Raw genomic sequence first — 13,301 nt, 5'->3', positions numbered from 1 at the left:
TACTTGTTTCTTTGCGGTCTTTTATAACCCAAAATCTTAATTTAGCTTTTGCTTGGATTTTTTAAACCCACATAATAACCAGCCTACAGCACAGTAGATAAATTAAAAAAACCTATAAAAAGATCTTTTTGAAACACCCGCAAATGTAATTTTAGTTCACTTCACATTGCCCCGAAAGCTGAAGATTCACTTTCTCCCCTACACCTCCAATACCTTTTCTCATACCAAAATCGCTACGGTTAATCACTGCAGAAGCTTGGACATCGAGTAAGTTGACATTAGAGAGGTTAGGTTTAAATGTGGTTACAAAAATCACAGGCTTGGTCACACCACGCAAGGTCAAATTTCCTAGAACATTATATTTACCATTCCCCAAGTCTTTAAATTGGGTACTTTTAAACCTTACAGTTTTATATTTCGCTGCATAAAAAAGGTCTTCGCCCAAAATCATCTGTTTCAGCAAAGGCTTATTAAAGCTTAAACTCTCTACATCCATAATCAGATGTGTCGATGCCTTTTGCGGTGCTTTAGCATCAAACTCCATGCTCGATTGAACTTGATTAAATTTAGCCTTGACCACCGTAAGCCCCATCGACTTGATCTCGAAACCAACATTACTTTGAGGTGTTAAAACCCAGGATTGCGCAAAGGACTGACTGATCAAAGCTGAACCCATTGCTAAGATAACAAGTCCATTTTTTATTGTTGTTTTCAAATTTAAATCCACCTTTTATGATTGCTTATTGATCGGATTTAGACATGCGGTCCATCCTTAGATTAAATTTTTTTTAAATTTTCGAATTTGTATTTTAGTTATTTTTATATCAGTTTATTGGGGTTTTTGTAAAATCATTAATGACTAATGGAAAAGAATACCCGACATACTTTCCTTATAAGAATTAGCTTAATATATTATTAGCAACCTAATAGCACTTTATAAAATTGTTATTTTTAAATACTTTAACTTTAAAAGGCTGTCCTATATTTTAAGCTCACCAAGAAGTTTAAAAGCTGTCAGCAACTTAAAAGTATAGAAGTCTATATATCACTATAAGAATAAAACCATTATGCAAAAGCGTAAAAAAACTCGAAATTCTGAAGTACTTTAAGCGGTTGTTTAAATGCATAAACTATCTTGTTTGCCATTGTCCATTTACTGCAATATTCACTTTCTCACCTATCCCACCAAATGATTTTTTCATACCAAAATCACTACGATTCACCACGGTTTTAGATTCAACATCTAAAAGTTGGGGATCGGCTATATTTGGTTTTAAAACAGTATCTAGAGTTACAGGCTGGGTAATACCGCGCAAGGTTAAATCACCTTTTATACTGTAATGATTTTTGCCTAAGGCTATAAATTCATGACTATTAAAGGTCGCTGTTGGATATTTTTCTGCATAAAATAAATCCTCACCCAAAATCATCTCTCTCAGTGAAGGTCTGCTCAAACTTAGGCTATTTATATCCAATACAAACTGGGCCGAGGCATTTTGTGGAACTGCGGGATCAAAGCTCATACTGGATTGAACCTGCTCAAATTGCCCTTTCACGATAGAAAAACCCATCGATCTGATATCAAAACTGACATGAGTCTGAGGGGTCAATATCCATTCTTGTGCATTTGCTTGAGCTAAGATATTTAAACTTACTGTTGCAGCAATTAAGAGATTTTTGATTATGGTCTGGATATTCATCTTATCCACTCCTAGATCGTTGCAATTTCTTGCCCCGACTTAAAAGCTTACTTAAAATTGTTCCAGATTGGTTTTATCTTGTGTCAGGTATTTGTGCTGCAATTGTTGGTAAGTAGGCGTGTTCTGAAATTTCTGTAAAAATTCACTGGTTCCAAGTGGAAAAGCAGATTCGATGATTTCTCCACGATAATACGCTTCACGCAGCGGCGTTGCTGAAATTGCACCTTTCAGGCTTTCAAGCTCCACCATCTCCCATTCAGGGAAAAGCTGGAGATAATAGGAAGATTCATCCTTAAAATGACCAATTAAACCGACTTTATCTTCAGGCTGTACCATTTCTGCTACCAGCGAAGTAACCAGTTTTTGCCATTTTTTATCATCGTAGACATCAACCACATGTACAAACTTAATTCGCTGTTGATCTGCTGCTGAAAAGTTGGACAAAATCATCTCTTCACGTTCAGAAGCACTAAACGGATTTTTAATATTACGTTCATTCTGTGCAGATCCGAGTGCCAAAATCACATACTGACTTTGCTCTAAAGCAATTTTAATCGTTTGCATATGTGCCAAATGAAAAGGCTGAAACCGACCAATGAAAACAAGATAATCAAATGTATAGTTCATAACAGATCAAATTTTTTATGACTCATGAGTTGTGTCGCCCAAATAAATATGCGACATAATAAACGCCATAAAATTAAATTAAGTTTTAAAGCAAGGATAGTACGATGACACTGAGCTGTATTCAACAACCTCATGAACATTTGGATGCGAATTTAGAAAATGGCGTACTAACTTTAGCCATTAATCGACCAAAAGCAAAAAATGCATTATATGGCGAATTGTATCTCTGGATTGCTAAAGCTTTAGATGAAGCTGATCAAGATAAAGATGTGCGTGTGGTGATTTTACGCGGTGCAGATGCAGATTTCAGCGCGGGTAATGACATGCAGGACTTCATGCAGTTCATTCAAACTCCACTTGCCGGGAAAGCTGGTGATGCACCTCCATTTGTAGTATTAAAATCTGCTGCGAAATTTTCAAAACCTTTGATTGCAGCGGTTCGTGGTGTAGCGATTGGTATTGGGGTTACTATGCTTTTACACTGTGATTTGGTTTATAGCGACAACACTGCCCTATTCCAGATTCCATTTGTAAGCTTGGGTCTTTCTCCTGAAGGGGCTTCGAGCAAGCTGCTTATTCAACAGGCGGGTTACCACAAAGCGGCTGAGTTGCTTTTTACTGCACAAAAATTTAACAGTGAAAAAGCACTCAGTGCAGGTTTGGTGAATAGCATTGAAGAAGATGTATATGCGACTGCATTGAAACAGGCGCAGATTTTAGCTGTACTGCCATTGGCTTCGATTAAGCAAACCAAAGCCTTAATGAAACATAACTTGCAGGAAATTCTGGACTGTGTGGATGATGAAGCTGAAATCTTTATGAAGCGTGTCTCTTCACCAGAAATGGCTGAAGCGGTGGCTGCATTTATGCAAAAGCGTAAGCCAGATTTTGCACAATTTAATTAATTGTTTTATTGTTAAATGAAAAGCCACTGAATAATGACATTGTTCAGTGGCTTTATGTTTTTTAATAGATCTAAATTTCAAGCTTTAAAATTTGAGTAGATAAAGATGACTGATTCAAGCGAAACCAAAACTGAAAAAAAACGTTATTTTGAGCCTGCCCCGACAGATATTGATGTCGAGAATTTTAAGAAAGTTGTGCAGAGCCGTCGTTCTGTACGTAAATTTACTAAAAAAACTATTCCTGCCGAAGTGCTGGATGATTGTTTAGACCTTGCCTTGCTTGCACCAAACTCATCAAATCTGCAGCCATGGACCTTTTATGTAGTGCAAAACCCGGCTAAAAAGAAACAGCTGGTAAAAGCCTGCTTAAGCCAATTGGCAGCAAAAACGGCTTCAGAATTGATTGTTTGTGTGGCACGTACCGATCGTATTGATGAAATGGCAAAGATGAACATTTCTGAGTTTCCATTTCCTGAAGCGCCTGCTGCTGTGCAGAAATATTATAAGTTCATTCCGTATAATTATAAAACAGGTTATTTCAATGCTCTGGGTAACTTTAAGAAAGTGGCTTTCAAAGTTGCACGTACACTGGATAAGCAATTGCCAGTGACTGCCTTTAACCCGGCAGATGCAAAACTTTGGGCAAGCAAAACCACAGCTTTGGCTTGTGAAAATCTGGTTTTGGCTTTAAGGGCTTATGGTTTTGACAGTTGCATGATGGAAGGTTTTGATGAACCGATGGTCAATAAAATTTTAAATCTGAATGATCAGCAATATCCTGTGATGGTCATTGCTGCAGGTGAACGCGCGGTTGACGGTGTGTTCTTCCCGCAATACCGTTTTGACCGTGAATTATTTATTCAGAAGGTTTGATTCTAATTTAAAATTGGCACAGCCTGATACGCTTGCCATAACTCGCTTTAAATTTGCGTAGGCATAGATGTTACTTTGAAGGCTCAAAATAACCAAAACCCTTTGTTAGACAGAAGATTCATCCCTGAAATTCTGTCTAACGGGTGACATCCATATCACCCTTTCGCGTATCAGAATATTCTTCTGTGGCAAATTAATATTTCACATCCAATATCTGAATAAATTCGAAAGCAGGCTCTTCATATGGATGGCTTGCCTTTAATGCTTTTGCGACATCAGATGCTTTATCTTCAGGCACAATAATTTCTACCCGCCATTCCTCTATCTGTTCCAGTTGGCCGACTTCACCAATAAAAGGATCTGCCCCTTTCACTGGTTTAAATTGTCCTGTACCTAAAACTTGCCAGGCACAATGCTCATAGTTACCTATCCCACCTGCACCTGCTTCGAACACGGCGAGTTTGGTCGATTCCAGATAAGATCCAGGAACGTAATAGATCAGTTTAAGCATGTGGATGATCCTCTAGATTAGTTTACTGTTATCGTAATATTACGCGTCCATAAATCGCTGCAAACGATTTATTACTTATTTAAAAATAATAAAATTCAAAATAGAGATAGATACAAGTCGCTATTACTTTTCGTGACATTTCTCTTACAGTTCAATCTTTTACACTGTTCAAAAAACGCTCTATCTTAAAAACAAGATTCAATTATATAAATTCGGGATGGAATCCTTAGTTCGCCTCTCGGTCTTAACAACAATATTTTTATTACACCTAAAGTCATTCTAATAAAACAGTGCAATAAGTTATCTTGCGATTTCCAGATACCCTTTACTGTTTCTCTGACTTTGATTGGGTGTAAGCAACTGGAGAAAATAAATGTTATTCATCATCAGTGTGCTTATTCAATTTTTTACAATCTGGGCCATTTTCTTTTTTGCATTGAGCCGTAATACTGGGGCAATTACAACAATCATCGTTGCAGTAGTCACCGCCTTTATTAGTCCATGGTCGCTAATTTTTGGTATTCCACTTATTCTACTCAGTCTGGTCATTATGATTGATTCATTACGAATGGCACTGATGACCAGACCTGCCTATAAGACCCTTGCCAATGCTATGCCGACAATGAGCACCACTGAGCGCGAAGCTTTGGATGCAGGCACCAGTTGGTGGGAAAAAGACCTGTTTATGGGAGCACCGGACTGGTCCAAATTTGAAAGCTATCCTTATCCTACGCTTTCGACAGAAGAACAATCATTTTTAGATCATGAAGTCGAACAGTTATGCAGTATGCTGAATGACTGGGATATCCATCATCACTATAAAGATTTGCCACCCGAAGCATGGACTTACATTCGTGAAAATGGTTTTTTAGGGCTGATTATTCCTAAGGAATATGGCGGACGTGCCTTTAGTTCATTTGCGCAAAGCCGGATTATGAGCAAGATTGCTTCCCGTTCCTTAACGGCAGCGGTCAGTTGTATGGTGCCCAATTCTTTAGGACCGGGTGAATTATTACTACATTATGGAACTGAAGCGCAAAAAGACCGCTATTTACCGGGCTTGGCCAATGGTAAAGAGATTCCCTGTTTTGGCTTAACCAGTCCAGAAGCAGGTTCAGATGCAGGGGCCATTCCGGATACCGGTGTGGTTTGCTATGGAGATTTTGAAGGCCAGCAAGTGCTTGGCTTACGCATGAATTTCTCCAAACGCTGGATTACCCTTGCCCCGATTGCAACTGTCATCGGTTTGGCATTTAAGCTGTATGATCCTGATGGACTATTAGGTGATAAAAACAAGATGGAATATGGCATTACCTGTGCCCTGATTCCTGCCAGTCATGAGGGCGTAAAAGTTGGAGCACGGCACAATCCCGGTTCCCCTTTTATGAATGGAACCGTAGATGGTAAAGATCTCTTTATTCCACTGGACTGGATTATCGGCGGTGCTGAGAATATTGGTAAAGGCTGGCGTATGCTGATGGAATGTCTGGCAGTGGGTCGTGGTATTTCCTTACCTGCATTATCGACCGCCGCAAGTGAAGTAACGTATTTGACCGTAGGTGCCTTTGCCAAAATCCGTCAACAATTCAAGATTTCAGTCGGTAAATTTGAAGGTGTACAGGAAGCCACCAGTGATATTGCCAGTGATACCTATATGCTGGAAGCCTTCCGTTATTTGGTTACTTGTGGTTTGAACCAAGGCGGTAAACCCGCAGTCATGACCGCAATGGCCAAATACTACGCCACTGAAACCATGCGCCGCGTCGTCAATCACGGGATGGACGTGGTCGGTGGTCGTGCCGTTCAAATGGGGCCACGTAACTTTCTAGCACTCTATTATCAAACTATTCCAGTCTCGATTACAGTGGAAGGTGCCAACATCCTTAGTCGTTCTTTAATGATTTTTGGTCAGGGTTCGATGCGCTGTCATCCTTATCTGTTTGAGGAATTGCAACTGCTACAAGCCACGGACAAAGATGCTGCCCTGAATACCTTTAATGATATGCTGTTTAAACACTTAGGCTATACCTTTAACCGCACTGCGCGTGCATTTGCTTATGGCTATGTGGGTGGTTCATCTGATGCACCGAAAAGTGTTGATGAACTTACTCGCCCCTATTACAAAATTATTAACCGTTTAAGTACTAACTTTTCACTCACTGCCGATATGTGTTTAGGCTTACTTGCGGGAGATATTAAACGTAAAGAAATGCTTTCGGGGCGTTTGGCAGATATTCATGCCAATCTGTTTATCAGCACTGCGATTCTTAAATATTATGAACATGGCAAAAAAACTGAGGCTGAGCAAATTCATGCAAAACTGGCCCTGGAAAAATCTCTGTTTAATGCACAGGAAGCTTTTTATGGTTTATTTGCTAACTTTCCTGTCAGCATTGCGGCTGGCTTAGTGAAATTCATCTGTTTCCCGCTCGGTCGTCCTGTTAACAAACCTAGTGATGCTTTGAAACAACAGGTTGGCGAAATCATTATGCAGGACAATGCTTTCCGCGATGAACTGAAAAAACACGTGTTCTATAACACAGCTGAAGATGATGTTACGGGCCGTATGGAATCGACCTTTAACATGTTGCTTGAGTTAGAACCGCTTTGGGACAAGTTCAAGAAAGCGGAATCGAAAGGACAGTTTAAAGGTTTAACTTTTGATGAACGTATTAGTAATGCGGTAGAGATAGGTTTTATCACTCCACAGGAAGCATCCAGTCTACTAAGCTATAATGCCAAACGTTACGACAGTATGCTGACCGACGTTTTTGACTCTGAGCTTGATCAGACGCTGGCACTGGAAAATCCTTATAGTAATGAGGAAGAATCAGCGCCTATGCCAGATCCAAAACAGCAAGAACCATTAGCGCCATAAAAATTTCAGAAATAAAAAACGGCTTATTGAAGCCGTTTTTTATAATCTAATACTGCCAAAAAAAGGATAAGTTTAAGGACGATTCATAATTCCTTTTCTAATTTATCGAGTTTAACTTTTACCGCATATAGTTTTGAATAGGCTTGCATACTTTTTAGTATATCCAATTTTACATCATCAAAATTTGGTTTAGGTGAACGCATTTTTATCATTGTATACAGCATTTCATCTTTTAATTTTATATATAAAATATCTGGTTTATCCTGCTCGTTAAAACTATCACCTACATTTTTTGTAGTTTCATGAATGAACTTAAGCTGGTTATACTATCCAACCATCAAAACATTTAAAGCCTTTTTAATATCAATTTCTAGCTCATTAACACTGTCAAACTTTTCAATCTGTTTAAATAATTTAAGAAAAGGAATAACTCTCTCATCCACTCTAGAGTCAGTTGCCCATCCACCAGAAAATTCAATACTTTTTTGAACTAAGAACCTAAATACTTCTGTTCTAGCTTGCTTTAACTCCTCTATTGTTCTTTCTGCTTCCGTTCTCAATTCCTTTAATTTGACACTATTTCCAGCAATTGAAAACTCTTGGATTTCGGCAGCGAAGGTTATAATTAATCCAATCACAGCAAATCCAAGACTTGAAGCAACGAATTCAGCTCCGGATAATTTCTCCAAAGAGATTAGAAGCCACAAACCACAAGCAATCCCCGCTAAGCCAACAACAGCTCCAAAAACTATATTATTTTTTGATCTCTTTTCTTTAGTTTTCAATTTCTATCTCATGTATTTTTAATTACCCCATAATAACAAAAGAAAAACTCTATTTTTATTATCAACCATAAAATCACATGACTAGCGACATGGATGTCGCACATTTGGCAGAGATACAAGGATGTATCTTCTGCCAAATAAAAGGGTTTTGTCTTACGGAGCAGTGCTCCTCATGCCCTGTCAAAGTAAAACACTGCTTAAACGTTATTCATTAAAACTTTGAACACTCAGCGCAGCTGTGAATTTATTCAAATATCTAATATAAAAAACCACCTCTCGGTGGTTTTTTTAATCTAAAAATTAAGAGCTTTGAAGCAAATAGCTACCAATCAAAAACAACATTTGTAGCCCAACAACTGCCATAAAAAACATCCAGCCTTTCTTACGTAAAGTCGCTTTATCAATCGTTGTATATGTCACAGTTTTTGGCATTGTGTCACCTCACTTAGAGATTCAATCCTGAACTTATATTGAGTGAACCATCTTTCTTCTATATTGCATCATCATTGTGCATAAAACACACAAATTATTTTTCACTCCAATATAAAAGCAAAATCCAAACCAAGTCCAGCGGGAGAAATAAAAATTAAATAAAAATATGTTCAAAATAAAAAAGCCACCCGAAGGTGGCTTTTTAAATTCGGGAAATATTAACCAATAAACTTACGAGCATTACGGAACATGCGTAACCATGCACCATCTTCAGTCCATTCTTCAGGTTTCCAGGAATGCTGAATTGCACGGAAGTTACGTTCAGGATGCGGCATCATAATGGTTGCACGACCGTCTTTCGAAGTCACACCGGTAATCGCTTCAGGTGAACCGTTCGGGTTCAATGGATATTGCTGTGTAGCATTACCCAAGCTGTCGACATAACGTAGGCTAACTTGATTGCCTGCATTTAACGCAGCTATCTTGTCATTACTTGCAACGACACGACCTTCACCATGCGCAACTGCGATTGGTAAAATCGAACCTTCCATACCGTCTAACAGAATCGAGTGAGATTTTTCTACACGGACGTTAACCGCACGCGCTTCAAACATCTCAGAAGTATTGCGGTGGAAACGTGGCCAAGCATCAGCACCCGGAATCAGTGGAGCCAATTGAGACAACATTTGACAACCATTACAGATCCCTAGAGAGAAGGTTTCATCACGGTTAAAGAATTTCTCGAACTGGTCACGAAGTTTAGGATTAAATAGAACCGATTTAGCCCAACCACCTCCTGCGCCCATGACGTCACCGTAAGAGAAACCACCACACGTTACTAAACCTTCAAAGTCGTCAAGATCAATACGACCCGCAATCAAATCACTCATGTGAACATCGACAGTGTTGAAACCCACTTTGTCGAATGCTGCAGCCATTTCAATATGACCGTTTACGCCTTGTTCACGCAAGATCACCATGTTTGGACGACGTGAATTAATAAACGGCGCTTCAACAGGTTCATTCAAGTCAAATGTCGGCTGTGCAATAATACCTTTGTGATTCTTGTCTGTAATTAAAGCAAACTCAGAATCCGCAGTTTCAACGTTGTCACGTAAGCGCTGGATTTGGTAAGACACTTCAGTCCAAGCCACTTGCAAGTCGCTACGTTCAAGTACTAAGCCATTGATAGACAATTGATCTGTATTATTTACACGACCAACAACGCTAATTGCATCTTTCAATACTGATTCAGCAACTTCAGCTTGTAGTGCTTCCCAATTGCTTGTTGCGATTTGTAGTACTGCACCAATTTCTTCAGCAAATAAAGCTTCAGTCGATTGATCTTCAAGTGCTATACCCAGACGTGATGCAAACATCATCTCTGCAACAGTAGCTAACAAACCACCATCACCGATGTCATGGTAAGCCTTCACTAAGCCACGGTTGTTCCAGTCTTGAACTAAAGCGAAGAATGCCTTGAAGTCATCGAAGCTATCTACGTCAGGTGTTACAGAACCAATGGCTTTGTAAACCTGAGCAAGAATCGAACCACCTAAACGGAACTGACCTTTAGACAAGTCAATGCGTACCAGTACTGAATCTTCATTTTTCAATTCAGGGGTCAATGTTTTACGCACATCACCCACTGGTGCAAATGCAGTAATCACACCTGTCATTGGTGAAGTCACTGATTTGTCAATCCCTTCGTCGTTCCAGGTGGTACGCATAGACAATGAGTCTTTACCCACTGGAATTGCGATACCCAAGGCTGGACACATTTCCATACCAATGGCTTTAACACCTTCAAATAATGCTTGGTCTTCGCCTTTTTGACCAGCCGCCGCCATCCAGTTCGCAGACAATTTAATGTCGCTGATTTGTTCGATATTGGCACACATGATGTTTGAAATCGATTCAGCCACAGCCAAACGTGCAGACGCAGCAGGATTTAACAATGCAACAGGAGGACGTTCACCCATCGCCATTGCTTCACCTGTGTAACCGACAAGGCTGGTTGTAGTTACTGCAGCATCCGCTACAGGAACTTGCCAACGACCCACCATCTGGTCACGTGCAACCATACCGGTAATCGAACGGTCACCAATGGTGATCAAGAACGATTTAGATGCAACGGTTGGATTTTTAAGAACGCGGTAGATCGCATCTTTTAAATCAATATTTGCCGCAGTGAAGTCATCGCCTTTACGTTCAATGGTTTCATATGAACGGCTCATACGAGGTGTACCGCCAAGCATCACTTGCATTGGCATATCCACAGCTTTGTTATCAAACAATGGGTCTTCAACCGTCAAGTGACGTGCTTCAGTTGCTTCACCAAGTACCGCAAATGGGCAGCGTTCACGTGCACAAATCGATTCAAAAAGTTCTAATGAAGATGGACGAATCGCCAATACATAACGTTCTTGTGCTTCATTCGACCAGATTTCCATTGGAGACATGCCTGGCTCTAATGAAGGAATCTTGCGAAGATTCAAGACTGCACCCAGTTCGTGATCGTTCACAAGTTCAGGCATGGCATTCGATACACCACCCGCACCCACGTCATGTACAGATACGATTGGGTTGTTATCTTCAAAACGCCAGCAGGTATCAATCACTTCCTGGCAACGACGTTCCATTTCCGGGTTTTCACGTTGTACAGATGCGAAATCGAGGTTTTCACCGAGTTTACCGCTATCTACAGAAGATGCTGCACCACCGCCTAAGCCGATCAGCATTGCAGGACCACCGAGAACGATCAATAAGTCGCCCGGTTGAATTGGATCTTTTTCTACATGGTCAGGACGGATGTTACCGTAACCACCGGCAATCATAATTGGCTTGTGGAAACCTTTTACATCGCCATTTACATTTTGTTCGAAAGTACGGAAGTAACCATTTAAGGCCGGACGACCAAATTCGTTGTTAAACGCAGCACCACCTAAAGGACCATCAATCATGATCTGTAGTGGAGATGCCATACGCGATGGTTTGCCGTAGTTGTCTTCCCAAGGTTGTTCAAAACCCGGAATGTTCAGGTTAGACACGGTGAAACCGGTTAAACCTGCTTTTGGTTTACCGCCACGACCTGTCGCGCCTTCGTCACGGATTTCACCACCCGAACCTGTCGCAGCACCGGCAAATGGTGCAATCGCTGTTGGATGGTTATGAGTTTCTACTTTCATCAAGATATGAGCAGCTTGGCTCTTGTATTTATAAACGTGATGACCGTTTTCATCCGGTTTTGGATAGAAACGTTGCGTGTCATAACCCACAATTACAGAAGCGTTGTCTTTATAGGCTGACAATACATCTGCAGGCGATTCTTTATAGGTGTTTTTAATCATTTGGAACAATGACAATGGTTGTTTTTCACCATCAATGGTCCATTCAGAACCGAAGATTTTATGACGGCAATGCTCAGAGTTTGCTTGTGCAAACATCATTAGCTCGATGTCATGTGGGTTACGACCCATCTTGATAAATGCTTCGGTTAAGTAATCAATTTCTTCATCAGACAATGCAAAACCAAATTCAGAGTTGGCTTTAACCAGTGCTTCTTTACCTTGACCTAAGATATCAATGCTATTTAAAGGTTTTGGTTCAGTCTCGTTAAATAAGGCAGCCGCATCATCAATTTGATTGAACACGCTTTCAGTCATGCGGTCATGCAATGCCAGTTTCACTTCATTCGATATTTCAGAAATACCCTTTAAAGTAAACAAAACACCGCGTTCAAGGCGGTGTATGGGAGTATTACAATTGGCAAAAATATCAGTCGCTTTAGACGACCATGGAGAGATAGTCCCCAAACGCGGTGTTACAAGAACTTGAATTTCATCACTTGCCGGTTGGCGAACTTCAAAAGACGCACCGTCATTTAATAGTTGTAATGCAGATTGATGCTGCTGCTCGTTGAGCGTTTGATCAAACAGATAAATCCATTGACTTTCAATTGATTGAACAGAACTCATTGACGCTAAACGGTTTAAGAGTTGAGTTTTCTTAAAAGAAGAGTGTGCTGGTGCACCGGCCACGATAAACATGCTGATTTTGGCTCCACGGGCAGGTCTTTGGGACCATACCGCCAATGTGACTTAGAGAGAGCGCATATTCTACTTGGTATTGACCAAATCAGCTAGATAGAAATTTACGAATCTGTGAAGTATAGCGGATAATTTTTGACAAAAACATCTTAATTATCAGTCAAAAGATGCCATATATCTTTGAATAATTCATATTTATGTTATTTCTAAATAATTTCAAATCCTTAATATTCTTATGCTTTAACCTGTTAAAGCTGACCATTAGCACTTTAAAATTACAGTTGAATGATGTAGATCAACTATAATTTAAAAAAATGTTACATTTTAATTGTTTATGAAAAAAAAATATTATTTAGCAAAAGATTACGAATAAGCTTATGTATTTAATTAAAAATTTTTGGCTGCAGGAATATTTTAATCAGTAGAGCTAAATCATGCAAAACATCTATATAAGTAAAAAATTTTTACAATGATGGGGTTCATCAGTTAATTTGATGAACTTATGTTACACTCGCCTTCCCGATATATACAGTTGTTCTTA

The 13,301-nt window shown here is 39.7% G+C and carries 10 protein-coding genes; 3 read left to right on the top strand and 7 right to left on the bottom strand.

Annotation, left to right across the window (positions count from 1 at the left end):
- Positions 1-151: 151 nt before the first annotated feature.
- The 3 genes from AC3CAU_RS12025 to AC3CAU_RS12015 form a co-directional block, all read right to left on the bottom strand.
- Positions 152-715 (bottom strand): YceI family protein, encoded by a 564-nt coding sequence (locus AC3CAU_RS12025; RefSeq protein ID WP_424618905.1) that lies wholly within the window; start codon positions 713-715, stop codon positions 152-154.
- A gap of 415 nt (positions 716-1,130) precedes the next feature.
- Positions 1,131-1,700: a YceI family protein gene (locus AC3CAU_RS12020; protein ID WP_447053392.1), complete on the bottom strand. Its 570-nt coding sequence runs from the start codon at positions 1,698-1,700 to the stop codon at positions 1,131-1,133.
- A 51-nt stretch (positions 1,701-1,751) separates the two neighbouring features.
- Complete coding sequence (locus AC3CAU_RS12015; protein WP_447053393.1) at positions 1,752-2,327, bottom strand: nicotinate-nicotinamide nucleotide adenylyltransferase; 576 nt, start codon at positions 2,325-2,327, stop codon at positions 1,752-1,754.
- 104 nt (positions 2,328-2,431) lie between these two features.
- Here AC3CAU_RS12015 and AC3CAU_RS12010 point away from each other — a divergent pair, with 104 nt between their 5' ends.
- Both AC3CAU_RS12010 and AC3CAU_RS12005 read left to right on the top strand, forming a co-directional pair.
- Positions 2,432-3,232: an enoyl-CoA hydratase gene (locus tag AC3CAU_RS12010; protein WP_447053395.1), complete on the top strand. Its 801-nt coding sequence runs from the start codon at positions 2,432-2,434 to the stop codon at positions 3,230-3,232.
- 105 nt (positions 3,233-3,337) lie between these two features.
- Positions 3,338-4,105 (top strand): nitroreductase family protein, encoded by a 768-nt coding sequence (locus AC3CAU_RS12005; RefSeq protein WP_447053396.1) that lies wholly within the window; start codon positions 3,338-3,340, stop codon positions 4,103-4,105.
- 193 nt (positions 4,106-4,298) lie between these two features.
- Here AC3CAU_RS12005 and AC3CAU_RS12000 read toward each other — a convergent pair whose 3' ends face one another.
- Positions 4,299-4,616, bottom strand: coding sequence for a YqfO family protein (locus AC3CAU_RS12000; protein ID WP_447053397.1), 318 nt, complete (start codon positions 4,614-4,616; stop codon positions 4,299-4,301).
- A 373-nt stretch (positions 4,617-4,989) separates the two neighbouring features.
- On the opposite strand from AC3CAU_RS12000, the gene AC3CAU_RS11995 reads away from it, so the two are divergent.
- Positions 4,990-7,494: an acyl-CoA dehydrogenase gene (locus AC3CAU_RS11995; protein WP_447053398.1), complete on the top strand. Its 2,505-nt coding sequence runs from the start codon at positions 4,990-4,992 to the stop codon at positions 7,492-7,494.
- A gap of 326 nt (positions 7,495-7,820) precedes the next feature.
- Here the strand turns inward: AC3CAU_RS11995 and AC3CAU_RS11990 are convergent, their stop codons facing one another.
- The 3 genes from AC3CAU_RS11990 to purL form a co-directional block, all read right to left on the bottom strand.
- Positions 7,821-8,279: a hypothetical protein gene (locus AC3CAU_RS11990; protein ID WP_447053399.1), complete on the bottom strand. Its 459-nt coding sequence runs from the start codon at positions 8,277-8,279 to the stop codon at positions 7,821-7,823.
- Between the two features lie 300 nt (positions 8,280-8,579).
- The gene (locus AC3CAU_RS11985; RefSeq protein ID WP_447053400.1) at positions 8,580-8,711 is read right to left on the bottom strand and encodes a KGW motif small protein; all 132 of its coding nucleotides are present in this window, start codon (positions 8,709-8,711) and stop codon (positions 8,580-8,582) included.
- A gap of 218 nt (positions 8,712-8,929) precedes the next feature.
- A complete protein-coding gene (gene purL / locus AC3CAU_RS11980) occupies positions 8,930-12,760 on the bottom strand; it encodes a phosphoribosylformylglycinamidine synthase (protein ID WP_447053401.1) in 3,831 nt (1,276 codons plus the stop codon).
- Between the last annotated feature and the right edge of the window lie 541 nt (positions 12,761-13,301).

It is taken from the genome of Acinetobacter sp. GG23 (assembly GCF_057766365.1).
The sequence above is the reverse complement of the archived record's forward strand: the minus strand, read 5'-3'. Positions and strand labels throughout refer to the sequence as shown.